Here is a 20,196-nt window from a genome sequence, read left to right on the forward strand (position 1 = left end):
CCCCCGGCTGACGACAGGCGGCCCCGGACAGTGCGTACGGGAGCCGCCTGTCGTGTACCCGCGCACCCGCGGCGGCGAGCGGGCAGAATGCGTGGGGTGAACGCCCGATCCGCCGGCGTGACCCCGCACCGCGGCGGCACCGGCAGCCGAGCCGTGCTCCGCCGCGTCGCAGTGCCCGCCGGGGTGCTCGCGGCCGTCGCCGGGGCCTTCGCCTATGTCGGGGCGGTGGACCCCAACCGACCCGGCCACTACCCGGTCTGTCCGCTGCTGCGCTACACCGGTCTGTACTGCCCGGGCTGCGGCGGACTGCGCAGCGCGCACGCCCTCGTGCACGGGGACGTCCTGGCGGCGCTGCAGGACAACGCTCTCGCCGTCACCGGCTGGCTCGTCCTCGCCGTGGTGTGGACCGTCTGGACGGTGCGCGCGGTACGGGGACGGGCGCTGCGGATCGACCTCACGCCGGTGCACCTGTGGAGCCTTGGCGCGCTGGTGCTGGCCTTCACCGTTGTCCGGAACCTGCCGTTCGGCGGCTGGCTACACCCTTGATCAACCGGTGAATGTCCAGGTAGTGGGACCGGCCTCCACCGAATGTGAGCCTTGGGCCAGGCTCCGGATACCATCGCAGTGACCATCGGTTTCGCCCGCCGAGGCGGCCCCGGTGGACCGAGGCCCGACCCCGTCGGACCTCACCCCCATCGTCAACCGTCAGGAAGGGGGCCGCTCGCGTGAGTGTGCTCGACGAGATCATCGACGGAGTCCGTGCCGACCTCGCGGAGCGGCAGGCACGCGTCAGCCTCGACGAGCTCAAGGAGCGCGCGGCGAAGGCTCCCGCGGCCAAGGACGGTGTCGCCGCCCTGCGCGGCGACGGAGTCAAGGTGATCTGCGAGGTCAAGCGGTCCAGCCCGTCCAAGGGTGCGCTCGCCGCGATCGCCGACCCGGCGGGGCTCGCCGCGGACTACGAGGCGGGCGGCGCGGCCGTCATCTCCGTCCTGACCGAGCAGCGCCGCTTCGGCGGGTCGCTGGCCGACCTGGAGGCCGTCCGGGCCCGGGTCGACATCCCGGTGCTGCGCAAGGACTTCATCGTCACCTCCTACCAGCTGTGGGAGGCCCGTGCGTACGGCGCCGACCTCGCGCTGCTGATCGTCGCCGCCCTCGACCAGCCGGCCCTGGAGTCGCTGATCGAGCGCGCGGTCTCCATCGGGCTCACCCCGCTCGTCGAGGTGCACGACGAGGACGAGGTGGAGCGGGCGGTGGACGCCGGAGCGAAGGTCATCGGCGTCAACGCGCGCAACCTCAAGACGCTCGAGGTGGACCGCAGCACCTTCGAGCGGGTCGCCCCCGAGATCCCCGACGGGATCGTCAAGGTCGCCGAGTCCGGCGTCCGCGGACCGCACGACCTGATCGCGTACGCCAACGAGGGCGCCGACGCCGTACTCGTCGGCGAGTCCCTGGTGACCGGGCGTGACCCGAAGGCCGCGGTCGCCGACCTGGTCGCGGCGGGCGCGCATCCGGCACTGCGGCACGGGCGCGGCTGATCTCTCGCTAGGCTTGGCTCCGATGACTCTCCCGATGACCATGGCGACCCGGGACCCGTACGCCCGCCTCGCGCGCGGCTGCCGGCCCCGAGGCTGCCGCGCGCCCGCACGCCGGGTCCACGGCCGCAGGGTGCGGTACGTCATCGGTGACGAGCCGGGCCAGGTCAACGGCATGCGATGGCAGCGCCCCGTCAGGGGCGCGGGGCAGTGCCCGAACGTGCGGCTCCGCCGCGTGGGCGCCATCAGCCACACGCGGCCTGAGGCCGACTGACACACCCCGCCCCCACGGCGATTGGTCTCCACACAACTCACCGTGAGGTTCCCGCATGCCCAGCCAGTTCTTCATCCCTGACCCGGAGGGTCAGGTCCCGAGCGCCGAAGGCTACTTCGGCGCGTTCGGCGGCAAGTTCATCCCGGAGGCCCTCGTCGCCGCCGTGGACGAGGTCGCCGTCGAGTACGAGAAGGCCAAGGCCGACCCCGAGTTCGCCCGCGAACTCGACGACCTGCTCGTGAACTACACCGGCCGTCCCAGTGCCCTGACCGAGGTGCCGCGCTTCGCCGAACACGCCGGGGGCGCCCGGGTGTTCCTCAAGCGCGAGGACCTCAACCACACCGGGTCCCACAAGATCAACAACGTGCTCGGGCAGGCCCTCCTCACCAAGAGGATGGGCAAGACCCGGGTCATCGCCGAGACCGGCGCCGGCCAGCACGGCGTGGCCACGGCGACGGCCTGTGCCCTGTTCGGTCTCGAGTGCACCATCTACATGGGCGAGATCGACACCAAGCGGCAGGCCCTGAACGTCGCCCGCATGCGCATGCTCGGCGCCGAGGTCATCGCAGTGAAGTCCGGCTCGCGCACCCTCAAGGACGCCATCAACGAGGCGTTCCGCGACTGGGTCGCCAACGTCGACCACACCCACTACCTCTTCGGCACCGTCGCCGGACCCCACCCGTTCCCGGCCATGGTGCGCGACTTCCACCGTGTGATCGGCGTGGAGGCACGGCGGCAGCTCCTGGAGCGCGCCGGACGCCTGCCGGACGCCGCCGTCGCCTGCGTGGGCGGCGGCTCCAACGCCATCGGCCTCTTCCACGCCTTCATCCCGGACGAGGGCGTGCGTCTCATCGGCTGCGAGCCCGCCGGCCACGGCATCGAGACCGGCGAGCACGCCGCCACCCTCACCGCCGGTGAGCCCGGCATCCTGCACGGCTCCCGCTCCTACGTCCTGCAGGACGAGGAGGGCCAGATCACCGAGCCGTACTCGATCTCCGCGGGCCTCGACTACCCGGGCATCGGCCCCGAGCACTCCTACCTCAAGGACAGCGGCCGCGGCGAGTACCGCGCCATCACCGACGACGCGGCCATGCAGGCACTGCGCCTGCTCTCCCGCACCGAGGGCATCATCCCGGCCATCGAGAGCGCCCACGCCCTCGCCGGAGCCCTGGAGGTCGGCAGGGAGCTGGGTGGCGACGGGCTGATCGTCGTCAACCTGTCCGGGCGCGGCGACAAGGACATGGACACCGCCGCCCGCTACTTCGGTCTGTACGACACCGACGCGTCCGTCGCCGCGGACGCCGACACCGACGCCGCGGAGATCGAGGGGGACGCCCAGTGAGCGGGAACATCCAGTTGCTGTCCGACACCCTCGCCGTCGCCAGGGCGGAGGGCCGCTCCGCGCTCATCGCCTACCTGCCCGCCGGTTTCCCGACCGTCGACGGCGGCATCGCGGCCGTCAAGGCGGCCCTGGACGGCGGCGCCGACGTCGTCGAGGTGGGCCTGCCGCACAGCGACCCCGTCCTCGACGGCCCCGTCATCCAGACCGCCGACGACATCGCGCTGCGCGGCGGCGTGAAGATCGCCGACGTGATGCGCACGGTCCGCGAGGCCTACGAGGCCACCGGCAAGCCGATCCTTGTGATGACGTACTGGAACCCGATCGACCGCTACGGCGTCGAACGCTTCACCGCCGAGCTGGCCGAGGCGGGTGGCGCGGGCTGCATCCTGCCCGACCTGCCCGTGCAGGAATCGGCCCTGTGGCGGGAGCACGCCGACAAGCACGGGCTCGCCACCGTCTTCGTGGTGGCGCCCAGCAGCAAGGACGCACGGCTCGCCGAGATCACCGCGGCGGGCTCCGGCTTCGTCTACGCGGCCTCGCTCATGGGCGTCACCGGCACCCGCGAGACGGTCGGTGCGCAGGCCCAGGACCTGGTCCGGCGCACCCGCGCGACCACCGACCTGCCGGTCTGCGTCGGCCTCGGCGTCTCGAACGCCGCGCAGGCCGCCGAGGTGGCCGGCTTCGCGGACGGTGTGATCGTCGGCTCGGCGTTCGTCAAGCGGATGCTGGACGCCCCCGACGAGGCGGCCGCCCTGGAGGCGGTCCGGACCCTCGCGGGCGAGCTGGCCGGGGGCGTACGCGGCAACGCGTGAGCCGACGGGGACGGACGGCTCACCGAAGCTCACTCGTACGAGTGGACCTGGGATCGGGGAGGCGCGCTGCGCCTCCCCGGTTCGTTCTGCCGGACGTGAGCGAGAAGAACCGTGAAGGAAAGCGCACCGCCCGCGAGCGACTGGCGGTCGAGCGACAGAAGCAGAAGGCCGCGGACAAGCGCCGCCGTGCGTTGATCGTGGGCGCCTCGGTCGTCTGTGTCCTGGCGCTGGCGACGGTGGTCGGCATCCTGGCGGCGAACGCCGGAAAGAGCGGCAAGAGCGGCGCCTCCGGCCCCGCCATCGCCCCTTCCGGGGCGACGGGCAAGGACGCCCTCGCGATCCCGGTCGGCAAGGACTCCGCCAAGTCGACCCTCACGGTGTGGGAGGACTTCCGCTGCCCCGCCTGCCGGGGCTTCGAGACCCTTTACCGCCCGACGATCCACCAGCTGGTCGACGCCGGAAAGCTCAGAGTCGAGTACCACCTGGTCACGCTCATCGACGGAAACCTGGGCGGCAGCGGCTCCCGATCCGCGGCGGGCGCGGCGGCGTGCGCGCAGGACGCCGGAAAGTTCTCGGGCTACCACGACGTGCTGTACGAGAACCAGCCCGAGGAGACCCAGGACACGTACGCGGACAAGGCCAAGCTGATCGAACTGTCCGGCAAGGTCAGCGGCCTCGACAGCCCGGCCTTCCAGAAGTGCGTCAAGGACGGCACGCACGACAGCTGGGTGGTGAAGTCGAACGCCGCGTTCCTGAAAGCCCGCTTCACCGGCACGCCGACGGTGCTCCTCGGCGGCAAGAACCTCCTTGAGGACCGCACGATGACACCCGCCAAGCTGAAGCAGATCGTGGAAGCGGCCAACAAGTCCTGAGGCCCCCGGGGCCCGCGATGCCCCCGGCGTCCGATAGGCCGGGGGAGTCGTACGTTATGGACCCGTTGCCGGGTGGGTTGCCACGCTATGTGTCCGGCAGGGTAGCGTCGTTCCTGCCATGGAACTTGCCTACATTCCCAGCCCCTCGCGCGGAGTGCTGCACCTCGGCCCCATTCCGCTGCGCGGCTACGCCTTCTGCATCATCATCGGTGTCTTCGTAGCCGTATGGCTCGGCAACAAACGCTGGATCGCCCGGGGCGGCCGGGCGGGCACGGTGGCCGACATCGCGGTCTGGGCCGTACCGTTCGGCCTGGTCGGCGGGCGGCTCTACCACGTGATCACGGACTACGAGCTGTACTTCAGCGAGGGCCGTGACTGGGTGGACGCCTTCAAGGTCTGGCAGGGCGGCCTCGGCATCTGGGGGGCGATCGCGCTCGGAGCGGTCGGTGCGTGGATCGGCTGCCGCCGCCGGGGCATCACGCTTCCCTCCTACGCCGACGCCGTCGCACCCGGCATCGCCTTCGCGCAGGCGATCGGACGCTGGGGCAACTGGTTCAACCAGGAGCTGTACGGGCGGCCGACCGATCTGCCGTGGGCGCTGCACATCACGTCCTCCACGGACGGGCGGGTGCCGGGGTACTACCACCCGACGTTCCTGTACGAGTCCCTGTGGTGCATCGGGGTCGGGTTCCTGGTGATCTGGGCGGACCGCCGCTTCAAGCTGGGGCACGGCCGGGCGTTCGCGCTCTACGTGGCCGCGTACTGCGTGGGCCGCGGCTGGATCGAGTACATGCGGGTCGACGACGCGCACCACATCCTGGGCATCAGGCTGAACGACTGGACCGCCATGCTGGTGTTCCTGCTGGCGGTGACCTACATGGTGGTGTCGTCGAAGGTCAGGCCGGGCCGGGAGGCAGTCGTCGAGCCGGGCGCTTCCCTCGGCGAGGCCGAGGCGGACGCCGCCTCCGGGGAGCCGGAGGACAAGGGCGAGGCCCAGCCGGAGGACGAGAAGGCGACGGCTTCCAAGGCCACCGGAACCGCGGAGGCCAAGGGGACCGCAGCGCCTGCGCAGAAGGCTGCGGAGAACACCGCGGAGACTTCGCACGACGAGGCCGAGTCGGCTCAGAAGGGCTGAGCGACCTTCATACGTTGCCGGGGGCGCCGTATCACTGGATACGGCGCCCCCGGCGTGTGTCCGGCGCTCAGCGCCTTCGACGGGCCAACGCCAGGGTTCGGTGTGCCTCTCGCACCACCGCCGTGTCGATGAAGCGGCCGTCGGGGAGGGCCTGGGCCCCCTGGTCCAGCGCGGCGGCCTTGAGGGTTTCCTCCGCCCGGGTGATCTCCTCCGGAGTAGGTGCGTAAGCGCGTTCGATGATCGGAAGCTGGCGGGGATGGATCGCCGCCCGGCCCAGGAAGCCCAGGCGACGGCCGTGCGCGCAGGAAGCCGCGAGCCCCTCCAGGTCCCGTGTGTCCGGGTAGATGGACTGTGCCGGCGGCGGCAGCGCGGCGGCCCGGGCCGCCACCACCACCCGCGCCCGCGACCAGTCGAGGCCCGCGTCCTCCCGTACGCCCAGGTCCGCCCGGAGATCCGACTCGCCGAGCGCGATGCTCCGCACGGCCGGATGCGCCGAGGCGATCGCGAACGCGCGCTCCACCCCCAGGGCCGTCTCCAGTAGGGCGTGGAGGGGGACGACCGTGCCGTCCGCCCGGACGGCACGTCGCGCGACGCGGACGACGTCCGAGGACGACGTCACCTTCGGCAGGCGCAGACCCGCAAGGCCGGGAAGTGCCGTGAGCGCCGTGAGGTCCGCCTCCCCCCAGGGGCCGTCCAGCGCGTTCACCCGGACATGGACCGGCACCGGCGGGCGCTGCTCGAGCCGTTCCGCCGTCGCCGCCCGCGCGTACGCCTTGCGGTCCGGGGCGACCGCGTCCTCCAGGTCGACCAGCACCACGTCCGCCCCGGAGGTGAGCGCCTTGCCCACCACCTCCGGCCGGTCCCCGGGCGCGTACAGCAGGGTGAGCGCAGTCACAGCGCACCCTCCGCCTGGAGCGCGGCGATCTCTTCGGCCGTCAGGCCCAGTTCGGTCAGGACCGCCCGCGTGTCCGCGCCGTGCGGACGACCGGCCCAGCGGATCGCGCCGGGCGTGGCGGAGAGGCGGAACAGGACGTTCTGCATCCGTAGTCGGCCCAGTTCCGGGTCGTCCGGGATCGTGGTGATCGTGCCCAGCGCCGCGTACTGCGGGTCGGTCATCACCTCCCGCACGTCCTGCACCGGCGCCACCGCCGCCTCCGCGTCCTCGAACGCCTTCACCACCTCCGCGCGGGTGCGACGGGCGATCCACCCGCCGACGGCATCGTCGAGCACCTCCGCGTGCCGGGCCCGCTCCTCGCCCGTCGCGAACCACGGCTCCTCGATCAGCTCCGGGCGGCCGACCAGGCGCATCACCCGCTCGGCGACGGACGTGGCGGAGGCCGAGACGGCGACCCAGCCGCCGTCCGCGGTGCGGTAGGTGTTGCGCGGGGCGTTGTTCTGGGAGCGGTTGCCGGTGCGCCCCTGGACATGGCCCAGCTGGTCGTACCAGATCGGCTGCGGGCCGAGGACCGTGAGGATCGGTTCGATGATCGCCATGTCCACCACCTGGCCCGCCCCGGTGCGCTCCCGGGCCGCCAGGGCCGTCATCACCGCGTACGCCGTCGCCAGGGCCGCGATCGAGTCGGCCAGCCCGAACGGCGGGAGCGTCGGCGGCCCGTCCGGCTCCCCGGTGATCGCCGCGAACCCGCTCATCGCCTCCGCGAGCGTGCCGAAGCCGGGGCGGTGCGCATACGGGCCGAACTGGCCGAACGCGGTCACCCGGGCGAGCACGAGACGCGGGTTCACGGCCGACAGCGCCTCCCAGCCCAGGTCCCACCTCTCCAGGGTGCCCGGGCGGAAGTTCTCGACGATCACATCGGCGGTCCCGGCGAGCCGCAGCAGCGTCGTACGGCCACCCGGCTTGGACAGGTCGAGCGTCATCGTGCGCTTGTTGCGGCCGAGCAGTTTCCACCACAGCCCCACGCCGTGCTTCGTCGGGCCGTGGCCGCGGGACGGGTCGGGACGGGCCGGGTGCTCCACCTTGACGACCTCCGCGCCGAAGTCACCGAGCAGGGTCGCGGCGAGGGGACCGGCGAAGAGGGTCGCGAGGTCGAGGACGCGGAGGCCGGCGAGGGGTGGGGTCATGAGCGGTGGGCCTCCTGGTGGGTGAGGCGGTGCGTGAGGTGGGCCAGGGCGTCGAAGCCGACGCCGTGGAAGTCGCCGACGGAGGTGGCGAGCCGGTTCTTGAGGGGGGTGGTCCAGCGGTCGGGGAGCGCGGTGGGGTGTCCGGCCAGCAGTCCGGCGATGCTCCCGGCCGTCGCGCCGTTCGAATCGGTGTCCCACCCGCCGGACACCGCACGGCAGATGGAGCCGGTGAAGTCGCCGTCGGCGTGGGTGAGCGCGGCGGCGATCAGAGCGGTGTTGGGGATGGCGTGGACCCAGTGGTAGGCGCGGTGGGCGACGTGCAACTCGTCGACCACCGCGTCGAAGTCGGGCGTGGACTCGGCCAGCCGGATCGCGTGGCGGACCGCGCGGGCGAGGCGGGAGGCGGGCGGGACGACGGTGAGGCCGGTGCGCAGGCAGTGGTGGACGTCGTGGGCGCCGGTGGCCGCCTCGGCGATGGCTGCCGCGGTGAACATCGCCGCGTAGACGCCGTTCGCGGTGTGGGTGAGGGACGCGTCGCGGTGGGCCTGTTCGGCGGCGGCGGCCGGGTCGCCGGGGTTGGTCCAGCCATGGGCGTCGGCGCGGATGAGGGCGCCGATCCACTCGCGGAAGGGGTTGCGGTGGCGGGCGGTGCGCGGGGGTTCGATGCCGGAGAGGAGGTTGCGGTAGGCGACGCGTTCGGCGGTGAAGGTACGGGCGGCGGGGAGTTCGTCGAGCCAGAGCCGGGCGACGTCGGTGGTGGTGAAGTGCCTGCCGTGGCGGTCGAGCAACAGCAGGTTCAGCAGGGGGTAGTTGAGGTCGTCGTCCTCGGGCATGCCGTCGATGTTCTCGGCGAGGGAGGTTGTCGCGGAGCGGCGGTTCCAGGGGTACGTCGTCGCCAGTTCCGCGGGGACTCCTCGGGCTGTGAACCAGGTGTTCAGGGGCCAGTTGCCGGTGACTTCGGCGAGTCGGCGGATGCCGTCGAGGGGGAGTTTCTCCACCGGTTTGCCGAGGAGGCAGCCGGCGGCTCTGCCGAGCCAGGCGGCTTCGAGGCGCGCCTCGGTGGGGGTTGCTCGGGGGGCACGATGGCTTCCGGTCGGGGGAGAGGGCCAGCCCCGGCACAGTTGCTTGATCCGGTTCAGATCCGTCGGCTCGTGCTCGCTCAAGCTGCTCGGCAGATCCGCCAGTTCGTCCAGCAAGTCCTTCGCCAGCAGGCGCAGGTACGGGGATGCCGGTACCGGTGACGCCCCGGCGGTCAGGGGCGCCGGTGGGCCGCCCGCCGCCCTCCATCGCGCCGCGATCGCCGACGGCTCCCGGCCGTCCTGTGCCGCCTGGCGGAGTTCATGGCCGAGGAGGTCCTCCGGCTGGACCCAGGTCAGTCGGAGCACCTGAGGCCTCCCAGCGCGGCGAAGGCCGCCTCGTGGGACCGGCGGCGGCGTACGTCCCGGGCGAAGATCTCCCGGGTGACCTCCGTGAGCGTCCGGGCCGGGGCGTGCAGGTCGAGGCGGCTCGCCTCGGCCACCGCCTTCGCCCAGTCGGACGGGACCGGCGAGCCCAGCGCGCCCGTGATCGCGCCCGCCATCGTGGCGATGGAGTCGCAGTCCCGGCCGTAGTTCACGGAGCCGAGCACCGCGTGACGGTAGTCCCCGCGTGCCACCACCATCATGCCGAGCGCCACCGGGAGTTCCTCGATCGCGTGCAGCCGGGACGGGCGGCGGGCGCCCAGGGACGGGGCGCGGTAGTCGGGGCCGACGGTGTCGTACGGCGCCACCGCCTCCCGCAGCGGCCGTAGCGCCGACTCGAAGTCGGAGTAGTGGGAGGCCGTGTCGCAGACCGTCTCGATCGCGGCCCGGGTACCGTCCTTCGCCGGCGACAGGCACGCGGCCACCACCGAGTCCGGTGTCGCGCCCGGCGCGCAGGCCGCCGCCACCGCCGCCGCGAGCACCCCGGCCGCCTCCCTGCCGTACGACGACTGGTGCGCGCCCGCGACGTCCAGGGCCTCGGCGTACGCGCACTCGGGGTTGGCCGCGTTGACCAGGCCGACCGGTGCCATGTACATCGCGGCACCGCAGTTGACGATGTTGCCGACGCCCGCCTCGCGCGGGTCCGCATGGCCGTAGTGAAGCCGTGTCACCAGCCATTTCTCGGCCAGGAAGACGCGGTGCAGCGGGAGCGCCTCCGCCTCCAGCTCCGGGATCCAGCGCGGGTTCGTCATCAGGTCGGGGACCAGGTGCTCGGCGACCGCGTACGCGTCGAGATGGTCGCGGACGGCCGCGTACACCCGTACCAGCGCGTGCGTCATCAACGTGTCGTCGGTGACATGGCCGTCGCCCTTGTGGTACGGGGCGACGGGACGGGCCGTGCGCCAGGCGTCACCGTGCCAGGGGCCGACGATCCCGTGCACCCGGCCGCCGTGCCGTTCGACGATCTGCTCGGGAGAGTGGCCCTCGACGGGACCGCCGAGGGCGTCGCCGACGGCTGCGCCGACCAGGGCGCCGGTGATGCGTTCGTCCAGAGTGACCGTCTCGTCAGGAGTGGGCGTCATGTCCGAATCATCCACCGGGAGTGGCCAGTTCCGTCGTCTCCAGGAGTTCGGCGAGGTGTACGAGGTCCGTGCCGGTCAGATGGGGCAGTGCGCAGCCCGCGAGGGTGCGGCAGGCCTCGCGCCAGGAGGGCGGGATCGCCGCGCCGCCGCCGAGGGCTCCGGTGAGCGCGCCCACGAGGGCCGGGGCGGAGTCGGCCACCCGCGACAGGCAGGCGGCGGCGGGAACCGCCTCCGCGATGCGCCCGCGGGCCGCCGTCGCCAGAGCGAGGGCGACCGGGACGGTCTCCGCGGCCGCGACGCCGTAGCTGTAGACGTGGTCGACGATCTGATGCTCCAGCAGGGGCACGAGGCGGAAGGCGCCCTCGCCTTCGTGAGCCAGCTTCAGGGCGTGCCGGGCGTTGCGGCCGATCTCGGTGGCCTCGGGGAGCTCGGCCAGCGCGGCTCGCACGCAGACGTCCAGCGTCTTCCCGGACAGGGCGAGCGCGAGGGCCGCGGCCATGGCGCGGGCGCCGTGCACCCCGTCGCCGTCCTGGGTGTAACGGGCGTCGAACTCGGCCAGCTCGGCGGCGAGTTCGGGTTCGCCGGGGTGGGCCACGGCGAGCACGCAGGCCCGTACGCAGGCCGCGTCGTCGAAGTAGTGCGGGTTGTCGTGGCCCGTGGCGGGCGGGCGCAGCCCGGTGGCGAGGTTGCCGAGGCCCGCGCGGACGGAGATACGAGCGCGCAACGGCATGACGGCCGACTCCGCTTCGGTGGTGCGGGCTGCCGCGGCGACGTCGGCGGCGAGGGCGTTCCAGGACCGGTCGAGGGCGGCGCGCAGTCCGCGCCGCCGGTCGAGACCACCGGAGGCGGCGGTGTCCTGGGCGCGCAGCACGGCGTCGGCCGCGAACGCCGCCCACTCGGCGTCGTCCGAGGGCCCGAGCCGCAGCGGCTGCGGCGACTGGTTGAGGGCGATCGGCACGGGCAGGGTGGTGGTCGCGTTCTGCTCGGCGAAGGCGTCCAGCTCCCGGGTCAGCCGCCGGGTCCACTCGGGCATCCGTGCGGCCCGGTGCCGGGCGGCGGGCCACCCGGCGGCATCACCGACGGCGAGCCCGAGCAGCAGACCCTCGATCCGCCGCGGCCCGCTCACGGCTGTCCCTCCGTCCGGTCGTACGGCACCGCACCGACTTTCGCCCCCGACGTCCACCCATGCCCCGGCGTCAGCAGCTCCGCCACCTCCAGGACGTGGTGCCCCGCCACGGACGGCAGGCAGCGGCCCCGAGCCGGGCCGATCGCCGCCGCCCACTCGCGGGGGATCGCCGAGATCCCGCGGGTCGCGCCCGCCAGGGCGCCCGCGACCGCCGCCGTGGTGTCGGCGTCGCGGCCCATGTTGACCGCGGTGAGCACCGACCGCCGGAAGTCGGCGTCCGCCGCCACGTACGCGCCGAACGCCAGGGCGACCGCCTCGGGCGCGAGGTCCGTCCAGGGGTAGCCGTCGATCACCACCGCGGAGCGGACCGCGTGGGCGCCCCGGTGGGCCACGGCGACCGCGCGGCGCAGCGAGCGGGCGGTCCACGAGTCCTCGGGGACGACCGCGAGGGCGGAGGCCACCACCGCGCCCGGCGACGCTCCGGTCATCGCCGCCGCGACACCGGCCGCGACCGCCCGGCCGCCGTGGATGCCCTCCCCCTCATGGCTCACCGAGCCGTCGATCGCCACCAGCCGTGCCGCCTCCGCCGGGCTGCCCGCGGCGAAGACCCCGAAGGGCGCCGCACGCATGGCGAGCCCGTCGCTCCAGGCGTGCCGGTGCTGCGCCGACACGGGGGCGGCAAGGCCTCGGCGCAGGTTTTCCAGCGTCCCGCGCTCGCTGAAGCCCGCCCCCCGCAGCGGCCTCTCGTCCCGGTCCGCGATCCACTCGTGCCAGGCCGCCTCCACATGCGCCACGGTGAGCGCCGAGCCGTGCCGGGCCAGCAGCAGCCCCGAGAAGATGGCGTACTCGGTGTCGTCCGTGCCGCACGGCTCCTCGGTGACGAATCCCGTGATGCGGCCCCAGCGGGCCCGGATCTCGGACGGCTTCAGGTTCTCGGCGGGCGCCCCCAGCGCGTCCCCCACGGCGAGGCCGAGCAACGCGCCGCGCGCCCTTTCCCGGGGGCCGGTGTCATCGGGCGCCGGTGCCGGGGGACTGCAGGCGATGGCCATACGGTGCCTCTCCTCTCCGGGCGCCCCCCGTGCGGATCTGTGCCCCCGGAACCGTGCCGCAGAGCCTCGCGGGCCTCAGCATCACCCGTCCGGCATCTGAGCAGCGAACGTCACGGATGAGCGCGTAGCGGCAAAGGGGCAGGTTAGCCCAGCCTTTCCTTGCTGGCGGGAGGGAAATTCGAGGCGTAGGTTCTGTGTTGTCGAAAGATAGAACTTGTCCAAACTTAGCTTTGCCTAAGCTTCCTGGGGGACCCCTGATGGCCATCATCGAGACCGAGGCGACGCTGCACGAGGCGCACCGGGACAACCACACCCACCGCGACGTCAACGGTGGCTGGCTGCGCCCGGCCGTCTTCGGCGCGATGGACGGGCTGGTGTCCAACCTGGCCCTGATGACGGGCGTCGCGGGTGGATCCGTCAGCCAGCAGACCATCATCATCACCGGTCTCGCGGGTCTGGCCGCGGGGGCCTTCTCGATGGCCGCCGGCGAGTACACCTCCGTCGCCTCGCAGCGTGAGCTGGTCGAGGCCGAGCTCGCCGTCGAGCGGCGGGAGCTGAGGAAGCACCCGGAGGACGAGGAGGAGGAGCTGGCGAAGCTGTACGAGACGCGCGGTGTCGAGCCCGCCCTCGCCCGTGAGGTCGCCAAGCAGCTCTCCCGCGATCCCGAGCAGGCCCTGGAGATACACGCCCGTGAGGAACTCGGGGTCGACCCGGGCGACCTGCCCTCCCCGCTGGTGGCCGCCGTCTCCAGCTTCGGGTCCTTCGCGCTCGGCGCCCTGCTGCCCGTCCTGCCCTACCTGCTCGGCGCCCACGCGCTGTGGCCGGCCGTGCTGCTCGCCCTCCTCGGGCTCTTCGCCTGCGGCGCCGTCGTGGCCAAGGTGACCGCGCGCACCTGGTGGTTCAGCGGCCTCAGGCAGCTCGCCCTCGGTGGTGCCGCGGCCGGTGTGACGTACGTCCTGGGCAGCCTGTTCGGTACGGCCGTAGGATGACGACTGCGCTACTTATGCCAGGGACTGCATAAGTAGTCGTTACTCGACGGTTTCGGATGCTTAACCACCGGGCATGAGCCGTAAGCGCCGCGGGCAATGACGCCCGCTCCGCATCCTCACGGTGGGCGACCTCGCCTGCCGTACCCTTGGGTCGACGGACACCGATCTGTCCGCTTCCGCCCCCCCACTCCATCGCCGTGCGTGGAACCCGCGCCACGCCCCGGCGATGTCCGCATGTTGGAACGGCCTATCCCGGTTCCCGAGATCCGCTCCATCATGTAACCTGCACGAAATTTTGACTCTTCGCAGAGGGCCAACGTCGTCCCTCGGCACCTGCACATGCCACATGACGACGACGGGAGAGCCGATGCGTACGCCGCGCCAGCCGTCCCAGCACTCCGCGAATGGCCAGAACTGGTCCTTCATGGATGCTCGCCCTGCTGCGCAGGGTATGTACGACCCCCGCAACGAGCACGACGCCTGTGGCGTCGGCTTCGTGGCCACCCTCACCGGCGAGGCGAGCCATGCGCTGGTCGAGCAGGCGCTCACGGTTCTGCGCAACCTGGAACACCGCGGTGCCACCGGCTCCGAGCCCGACTCGGGTGACGGCGCCGGCATCCTCTCCCAGGTGCCCGACGCCTTCTTCCGCGAGGTGGCCGGATTCGAGCTGCCCGAGGCGGGCGCCTACGCCGTCGGTATCGCCTTCCTGCCCGAGGACGGCACCGCCGAGGCCGCCTCGCAGATCGAGTCGATCGCCGCTCAGGAGGGCCTGACCGTCCTCGGCTGGCGCGAGGTCCCCGTCGCCCCCGAGCTGCTCGGCGCCACCGCCCGCTCCACGATGCCGGTCTTCCGCCAGCTGTTCGTCACGGACGGCGTGAGCAAGGGCATCGACCTCGACCGCAAGGCGTTCGTGCTGCGCAAGCGCGCGGAGCGCGAGGTCGACGTGTACTTCCCGTCGCTGTCCGCGCGCACCATCGTCTACAAGGGCATGCTCACCACGGGCCAGCTCGAGCCCTTCTTCCCGGACCTGTCCGACCGCCGGTTCGCCACGGCCATCGCGCTCGTCCACTCACGGTTCTCCACGAACACCTTCCCGAGCTGGCCGCTCGCCCACCCGTACCGCTTCGTCGCGCACAACGGCGAGATCAACACGGTCAAGGGCAACCGCAACTGGATGCGCGCCCGTGAGTCGCAGCTCGTCTCCGACCTGTTCGGCCCGCAGGAGAAGCTGGAGCGGATCTTCCCGATCTGCACGCCGGACGCGTCCGACTCCGCCTCCTTCGACGAGGTGCTCGAACTGCTCCACCTCGGCGGCCGCTCCCTGCCGCACTCCGTGCTGATGATGATCCCCGAGGCGTGGGAGAACCACGACTCCATGGACCCGGCCCGGCGCGCCTTCTACCAGTACCACTCCACGATGATGGAGCCCTGGGACGGCCCGGCCACCGTCACCTTCACCGACGGCGTCCAGGTCGGCGCCGTGCTCGACCGCAACGGCCTGCGTCCCGGCCGCTACTGGGTGACCGACGAGGGCCTGGTCGTCCTCGCCTCCGAGGTCGGCGTCCTCGACATCGACCCGGCCAAGGTCGTCCGCAAGGGCCGCCTGCAGCCCGGCCGCATGTTCCTCGTGGACACCGCCGAGCACCGCATCATCGAGGACGACGAGATCAAGGCGACCCTCGCCGCCGAGCAGCCCTACGCCGAGTGGCTGGAGGCCGGCGAGATCGAGCTGGGCGACCTGCCCGAGCGCGAGCACATCGTGCACACCCACGCCTCGGTCACCCGCCGCCAGCAGACCTTCGGCTACACCGAGGAGGAGCTGCGCGTCATCCTCGCGCCGATGGCCAAGACCGGCGCCGAGCCGATCGGCTCCATGGGCACCGACTCGCCGATCGCCGCGCTCTCCGAGCGTCCGCGCCTGCTCTTCGACTACTTCACCCAGCTCTTCGCGCAGGTCACCAACCCGCCGCTGGACGCGATCCGCGAGGAACTGGTCACCTCCCTGCGCTCCTCGCTGGGCCCCCAGGGCAACCTGCTGGAGCCGACCGCGGCCTCCTGTCGCTCCGTCGTGCTCCCCTTCCCGGTGATCGACAACGACGAGCTGGCCAAGCTCATCCACATCAACGCCGACGGCGACATGCCCGGCTTCAAGGCCGCCACGCTGGCCGGCCTGTACCGGGTGCACGGCGGCGGGGACGCCCTCGCCGCGCGCCTGGAGGAGATCTGCGCGGAGGCCGACGCCGCCATCGAGAACGGCGCCCGCCTGATCGTGCTGTCCGACCGGCACTCGGACGCCGAGCACGCGCCGATCCCGTCGCTGCTGCTCACCGCGGCCGTCCACCACCACCTCATCCGCACCAAGCAGCGCACCCAGGTGGGCCTGCTGGTGGAGGCCGGTGACGTCCGCGAGGTCCACCATGTCGCGCTGCTCATCGGCTACGGCGCCGCCGCCGTCAACCCGTACCTGGCGATGGAGTCCGTCGAGGACCTGGTCCGCGCGGGGACGTTCCTGCCGGGTGTCGAGCCCGAGAAGGCCATCCGCAACCTGATCTACGCCCTCGGCAAGGGCGTGCTGAAGGTCATGTCCAAGATGGGCATCTCCACCGTCGCCTCCTACCGCGGCGCCCAGGTCTTCGAGGCCGTCGGCCTGGACGAGGCCTTCGTCGAGAAGTACTTCAACGGCACCGCCACCAAGATCGGTGGCGTCGGCATCGACGTCATCGCCCAGGAGGTCGCCGCCCGCCACGCCAAGGCCTACCCGGCCTCCGGCATCGCCCCCGCGCACCGCGCGCTGGAGATCGGCGGCGAGTACCAGTGGCGCCGCGAGGGCGAGCCGCACCTGTTCGACCCGGAGACGGTCTTCCGCCTCCAGCACTCCACGCGCACCGGCCGCTACGACGTCTTCAAGAAGTACACGGCCCGCGTCAACGAGCAGTCCGAGCGCCTGATGACGCTGCGCGGTCTGTTCGGCTTCAAGTCCGACCGGGGGCCGATCCCGATCGAGGAGGTCGAGCCGGTCTCCGAGATCGTCAAGCGGTTCTCCACGGGCGCGATGTCGTACGGCTCCATCTCCCAGGAGGCGCACGAGACGCTCGCCATCGCCATGAACCGGCTGGGCGCCAAGTCCAACACCGGTGAGGGCGGCGAGGACCCGGAGCGCCTGTACGACCCGGCGCGCCGCTCGGCGATCAAGCAGGTGGCCTCCGGCCGCTTCGGCGTGACCTCCGAGTACCTGGTCAACGCGGACGACATCCAGATCAAGATGGCCCAGGGCGCCAAGCCCGGCGAGGGCGGCCAGCTGCCCGGCCACAAGGTGTACCCGTGGGTGGCCAAGACCCGGCACTCGACGCCGGGCGTGGGGCTCATCTCCCCGCCGCCGCACCACGACATCTACTCCATCGAGGACCTGGCACAGCTGATCCACGACCTGAAGAACGCCAACCCGCAGGCCCGCATCCACGTGAAGCTGGTCTCCGAGGTCGGCGTCGGCACGGTCGCCGCGGGCGTCTCCAAGGCCCACGCGGACGTGGTGCTCATCTCCGGCCACGACGGCGGCACCGGCGCCTCGCCGCTGACCTCGCTGAAGCACGCCGGCGGTCCCTGGGAGCTCGGCCTCGCCGAGACCCAGCAGACCCTGCTGCTCAACGGCCTGCGCGACCGTATCGTCGTGCAGACCGACGGCCAGCTGAAGACCGGCCGTGACGTGGTCATCGCCGCGCTGCTCGGCGCTGAGGAGTTCGGTTTCGCGACCGCTCCGCTCGTCGTCTCCGGCTGCGTCATGATGCGCGTCTGCCACCTGGACACCTGCCCGGTCGGTATCGCCACGCAGAACCCGGTGCTGCGCGAGCGCTTCTCCGGCAAGGCCGAGTTCGTGGTGAACTTCTTCGAGTTCATCGCCCAGGAGGTCCGCGAGCTGCTCGCCGAGCTCGGCTTCCGCTCCATCGAGGAGGCCGTCGGCCACGCCGAGGTCCTGGACGTCACCCGCGCGGTGAACCACTGGAAGGCGCAGGGCCTGGACCTGGAGCCGCTGTTCCACGTGCCCGAGCTGCCCGAGGGCGCGGCGCGCCACCGGGTCATCGCGCAGGACCACGGCCTGGAGAAGGCGCTCGACAACGAGCTGATCAAGCTCGCCGCCGACGCCCTGAACGCGGACTCGCAGGCCGACGCCCAGCCCGTGCGCGCCCAGGTCGCGATCCGCAACATCAACCGCACGGTCGGCACCATGCTCGGCCACGAGGTGACGAAGAAGTTCGGCGGCGCCGGCCTGCCCGACGACACCATCGACATCACCTTCACCGGCTCCGCGGGCCAGTCCTTCGGCGCCTTCGTCCCGCGCGGCGTGACCCTGCGGCTGGAGGGCGACGCCAACGACTACGTCGGCAAGGGCCTGTCTGGTGGCCGGATCATCGTCCGCCCGGACCGCGCGGCCGACCACCTCGCCGAGTACAGCGTCATCGCGGGCAACACCCTCGCCTACGGCGCGACCAGCGGTGAGATGTTCCTGCGCGGCAAGGTCGGCGAGCGGTTCTGCGTCCGCAACTCCGGTGCGCTGGTCGTCTCGGAGGGCGTGGGCGACCACGGCTGCGAGTACATGACCGGTGGCCACGCGGTCGTGCTCGGTGAGACGGGCCGCAACTTCGCGGCCGGTATGTCGGGCGGCATCGCGTACGTCATCGACCTGAACCGCGACAACGTCAACGCCGGCCACGTGGGCGCCATCGAGGCCCTGGACGACGCCGACAAGCAGTGGCTGCACGACGTGGTGCGCCGCCACCAGGAGGAGACCGGCTCCACCGTGGCCGAGAAGCTCCTCGCCGAGTGGGACACGGCCGTGACCCGCTTCAGCAAGATCATTCCCAGCACGTACAAGGCAGTGCTCGCCGCCAAGGACGCCGCCGAGCGAGCCGGTCTCTCCGAGACCGAGACCCACGAGAAGATGATGGAGGCGGCGACCAATGGCTGATCCCAAGGGCTTCCTGAACCACGGCCGCGAGGTCGCCAAGTCCCGCCCCGTCGAGGAGCGCGTCAAGGACTGGAACGAGGTCTACGTCCCCGGCTCCCTGCTGCCGATCATCAGCAAGCAGGCCAGCCGGTGCATGGACTGCGGCATCCCGTTCTGTCACAACGGCTGTCCGCTCGGGAACCTGATCCCCGAGTGGAACGACTACGCCTACCGCGAGGACTGGACGGCCGCCTCCGAGCGGCTGCACGCCACGAACAACTTCCCGGAGTTCACCGGCCGCCTGTGCCCCGCTCCGTGCGAGTCGGCGTGCGTGCTCGGCATCAACCAGCCTCCGGTCACCATCAAGAACGTCGAGGTCTCGATCATCGACAAGGCGTGGGACAGCGGTGACGTCAAGCCGCAGGCCCCCGAGCGCCTGTCGGGCAAGACGGTCGCGGTCATCGGCTCGGGCCCGGCGGGCCTGGCCGCCGCCCAGCAGCTGACGCGGGCCGGCCACACCGTCGCCGTCTACGAGCGCGCCGACCGCATCGGCGGTCTGCTCCGCTACGGCATCCCCGAGTTCAAGATGGAGAAGCGGCACATCAACCGCCGTATCGAGCAGATGCGCGCGGAGGGCACCCGCTTCCGCACCGGCATCGAGATCGGCCGCGACCTGAAGGCGTCCGACCTGCGCAAGCGGTACGACGCGATCGTGATCGCCGCGGGCGCCACCACCGCCCGCGACCTGCCGGTCCCCGGCCGTGAGCTCAAGGGCGTCTACCAGGCGATGGAGTACCTGCCCCTGGCCAACAAGGTTCAGGAGGGCGACTACGTCACCTCCCCGATCTCGGCCGAGGGCAAGCACGTGGTCGTGATCGGCGGCGGTGACACGGGCGCGGACTGCGTGGGCACGGCCCACCGCCAGGGCGCGGCCTCCGTCACGCAGCTGGAGATCATGCCCCGCCCGAACGACGAGCGGCACCCGGTCAACCAGCCCTGGCCGACCTTCCCGATGCTGTACAAGGTCACCTCCGCGCACGAGGAGGGCGGCGAGCGGGTCTACTCCGTCTCGACCACCCACTTCGAGGGCGACGAGGACGGCAACGTGCAGTGGCTGCACCTGACCGAGGTCGAGTTCGTCGACGGCAAGCTGACGCCGAAGCCCGGCACCGAGCGGAAGATCCCCGCCCAGCTGGTCACCCTCGCCATGGGCTTCACCGGCACCGACCGGCAGAACGGCCTGGTCGAGCAGCTCGGCCTGGAGCTGGACGAGCGTGGCAACATCGCCCGCGACGCCGACTTCCAGACGAACGTGCCGGGCGTGTTCGTGGCCGGTGACGCCGGCCGCGGCCAGTCGCTGATCGTGTGGGCGATCGCCGAGGGCCGCTCGGCCGCCCGCGGGGTCGACCGCTACCTCACCGGCGCCAGCGAGCTGCCGGCCCCGATCCGCCCGACGGACCGCGCGCTGACGGTCTGACCCAGGGATCGACCCCAAAGAC

At 72.1% G+C, this 20,196-nt stretch carries 16 protein-coding genes; 10 read left to right on the forward strand and 6 right to left on the reverse strand.

All coding sequences use genetic code 11. From position 1 onward, the window contains the following. The first annotated feature begins 87 nt into the window (after positions 1 to 87). From ACFYZJ_RS04765 to lgt, 7 genes are all read left to right on the forward strand, one after another. The gene (locus tag ACFYZJ_RS04765; RefSeq protein WP_388562846.1) at positions 88 to 546 is read left to right on the forward strand and encodes a DUF2752 domain-containing protein; all 459 of its coding nucleotides are present in this window, start codon (positions 88 to 90) and stop codon (positions 544 to 546) included. A 179-nt stretch (positions 547 to 725) separates the two neighbouring features. Beyond that, the gene (trpC, locus tag ACFYZJ_RS04770; RefSeq protein WP_388562848.1) at positions 726 to 1,535 is read left to right on the forward strand and encodes an indole-3-glycerol phosphate synthase TrpC; all 810 of its coding nucleotides are present in this window, start codon (positions 726 to 728) and stop codon (positions 1,533 to 1,535) included. Positions 1,536 to 1,557: 22 nt separating this feature from the next. After that, on the forward strand, positions 1,558 to 1,806 hold the full coding sequence (gene trpM, locus ACFYZJ_RS04775; protein ID WP_388562850.1) for a tryptophan biosynthesis modulator TrpM: 249 nt from the start codon (positions 1,558 to 1,560) through the stop codon (positions 1,804 to 1,806). Between the two features lie 55 nt (positions 1,807 to 1,861). Next, positions 1,862 to 3,148: a tryptophan synthase subunit beta gene (gene trpB / locus ACFYZJ_RS04780; RefSeq protein ID WP_388562852.1), complete on the forward strand. Its 1,287-nt coding sequence runs from the start codon at positions 1,862 to 1,864 to the stop codon at positions 3,146 to 3,148. Next, a complete protein-coding gene (trpA, locus tag ACFYZJ_RS04785) occupies positions 3,145 to 3,960 on the forward strand; it encodes a tryptophan synthase subunit alpha (RefSeq protein ID WP_388562854.1) in 816 nt (271 codons plus the stop codon). Before trpB ends, trpA begins: the two co-directional genes overlap by 4 nt. 95 nt (positions 3,961 to 4,055) lie before the next feature. Continuing rightward, positions 4,056 to 4,832 carry a DsbA family protein gene (locus tag ACFYZJ_RS04790; protein ID WP_388562856.1) on the forward strand — a complete coding sequence of 259 codons (777 nt, stop codon included), beginning with the start codon at positions 4,056 to 4,058 and terminating at the stop codon, positions 4,830 to 4,832. A gap of 118 nt (positions 4,833 to 4,950) precedes the next feature. Further along, positions 4,951 to 5,967 carry a prolipoprotein diacylglyceryl transferase gene (gene lgt, locus ACFYZJ_RS04795; RefSeq protein ID WP_388562858.1) on the forward strand — a complete coding sequence of 339 codons (1,017 nt, stop codon included), beginning with the start codon at positions 4,951 to 4,953 and terminating at the stop codon, positions 5,965 to 5,967. A 67-nt stretch (positions 5,968 to 6,034) separates the two neighbouring features. Here the strand turns inward: lgt and ACFYZJ_RS04800 are convergent, their stop codons facing one another. The 6 genes from ACFYZJ_RS04800 to ACFYZJ_RS04825 are packed head-to-tail and all read right to left on the reverse strand — an operon-like array spanning position 6,035 to position 12,766. After that, positions 6,035 to 6,862 carry an HpcH/HpaI aldolase/citrate lyase family protein gene (locus ACFYZJ_RS04800; protein WP_388562860.1) on the reverse strand — a complete coding sequence of 276 codons (828 nt, stop codon included), beginning with the start codon at positions 6,860 to 6,862 and terminating at the stop codon, positions 6,035 to 6,037. Next, the gene (locus tag ACFYZJ_RS04805; RefSeq protein ID WP_388562862.1) at positions 6,859 to 8,049 is read right to left on the reverse strand and encodes a CaiB/BaiF CoA transferase family protein; all 1,191 of its coding nucleotides are present in this window, start codon (positions 8,047 to 8,049) and stop codon (positions 6,859 to 6,861) included. The genes ACFYZJ_RS04800 and ACFYZJ_RS04805 overlap by 4 nt, the downstream gene beginning before the upstream one ends. After that, a complete protein-coding gene (locus tag ACFYZJ_RS04810) occupies positions 8,046 to 9,434 on the reverse strand; it encodes an ADP-ribosylglycohydrolase family protein (RefSeq protein ID WP_388562864.1) in 1,389 nt (462 codons plus the stop codon). The genes ACFYZJ_RS04805 and ACFYZJ_RS04810 overlap by 4 nt, the downstream gene beginning before the upstream one ends. Further along, positions 9,422 to 10,591: an ADP-ribosylglycohydrolase family protein gene (locus ACFYZJ_RS04815; RefSeq protein ID WP_388562866.1), complete on the reverse strand. Its 1,170-nt coding sequence runs from the start codon at positions 10,589 to 10,591 to the stop codon at positions 9,422 to 9,424. Before ACFYZJ_RS04815 ends, ACFYZJ_RS04810 begins: the two co-directional genes overlap by 13 nt. A 7-nt stretch (positions 10,592 to 10,598) precedes the next feature. Beyond that, positions 10,599 to 11,717 carry an ADP-ribosylglycohydrolase family protein gene (locus tag ACFYZJ_RS04820; protein WP_388562868.1) on the reverse strand — a complete coding sequence of 373 codons (1,119 nt, stop codon included), beginning with the start codon at positions 11,715 to 11,717 and terminating at the stop codon, positions 10,599 to 10,601. Beyond that, complete coding sequence (locus tag ACFYZJ_RS04825) at positions 11,714 to 12,766, reverse strand: ADP-ribosylglycohydrolase family protein (protein WP_388562870.1); 1,053 nt, start codon at positions 12,764 to 12,766, stop codon at positions 11,714 to 11,716. The genes ACFYZJ_RS04820 and ACFYZJ_RS04825 overlap by 4 nt, the downstream gene beginning before the upstream one ends. Before the next feature lie 257 nt (positions 12,767 to 13,023). Here ACFYZJ_RS04825 and ACFYZJ_RS04830 point away from each other — a divergent pair, with 257 nt between their 5' ends. From ACFYZJ_RS04830 to ACFYZJ_RS04840, 3 genes are all read left to right on the forward strand, one after another. Next, positions 13,024 to 13,755, forward strand: coding sequence for a VIT1/CCC1 transporter family protein (locus tag ACFYZJ_RS04830; protein ID WP_388562872.1), 732 nt, complete (start codon positions 13,024 to 13,026; stop codon positions 13,753 to 13,755). Between the two features lie 367 nt (positions 13,756 to 14,122). Continuing rightward, positions 14,123 to 18,718: a glutamate synthase large subunit gene (gene gltB, locus ACFYZJ_RS04835; RefSeq protein ID WP_388563376.1), complete on the forward strand. Its 4,596-nt coding sequence runs from the start codon at positions 14,123 to 14,125 to the stop codon at positions 18,716 to 18,718. Beyond that, positions 18,711 to 20,174, forward strand: coding sequence for a glutamate synthase subunit beta (locus ACFYZJ_RS04840; RefSeq protein ID WP_388562874.1), 1,464 nt, complete (start codon positions 18,711 to 18,713; stop codon positions 20,172 to 20,174). Before gltB ends, ACFYZJ_RS04840 begins: the two co-directional genes overlap by 8 nt. Positions 20,175 to 20,196 lie beyond the last annotated feature (22 nt).

The organism is Streptomyces sp. NPDC001848 (assembly GCF_042891915.1).
GTDB lineage: Bacteria > Actinomycetota > Actinomycetes > Streptomycetales > Streptomycetaceae > Streptomyces.

What these genes read in the sequence shown, in the direction of transcription:
- ACFYZJ_RS04765 (WP_388562846.1), top strand. Translation starts at nt 88, where the DNA reads ATGCGTGGGGTGAACGCCCGATCCGCCGGCGTGACCCCGCACCGCGGC.
- trpB (WP_388562852.1), top strand. Translation starts at nt 1,862, where the DNA reads ATGCCCAGCCAGTTCTTCATCCCTGACCCGGAGGGTCAGGTCCCGAGC.
- lgt (WP_388562858.1), top strand. Translation starts at nt 4,951, where the DNA reads ATGGAACTTGCCTACATTCCCAGCCCCTCGCGCGGAGTGCTGCACCTC.
- ACFYZJ_RS04815 (WP_388562866.1), bottom strand. Translation starts at nt 10,591, where the DNA reads ATGACGCCCACTCCTGACGAGACGGTCACTCTGGACGAACGCATCACC.
- ACFYZJ_RS04830 (WP_388562872.1), top strand. Translation starts at nt 13,024, where the DNA reads ATGGCCATCATCGAGACCGAGGCGACGCTGCACGAGGCGCACCGGGAC.
- trpM (WP_388562850.1), top strand. Translation starts at nt 1,558, where the DNA reads ATGACTCTCCCGATGACCATGGCGACCCGGGACCCGTACGCCCGCCTC.
- gltB (WP_388563376.1), top strand. Translation starts at nt 14,123, where the DNA reads ATGCGTACGCCGCGCCAGCCGTCCCAGCACTCCGCGAATGGCCAGAAC.
- ACFYZJ_RS04840 (WP_388562874.1), top strand. Translation starts at nt 18,711, where the DNA reads ATGGCTGATCCCAAGGGCTTCCTGAACCACGGCCGCGAGGTCGCCAAG.
- ACFYZJ_RS04825 (WP_388562870.1), bottom strand. Translation starts at nt 12,766, where the DNA reads ATGGCCATCGCCTGCAGTCCCCCGGCACCGGCGCCCGATGACACCGGC.
- ACFYZJ_RS04805 (WP_388562862.1), bottom strand. Translation starts at nt 8,049, where the DNA reads ATGACCCCACCCCTCGCCGGCCTCCGCGTCCTCGACCTCGCGACCCTC.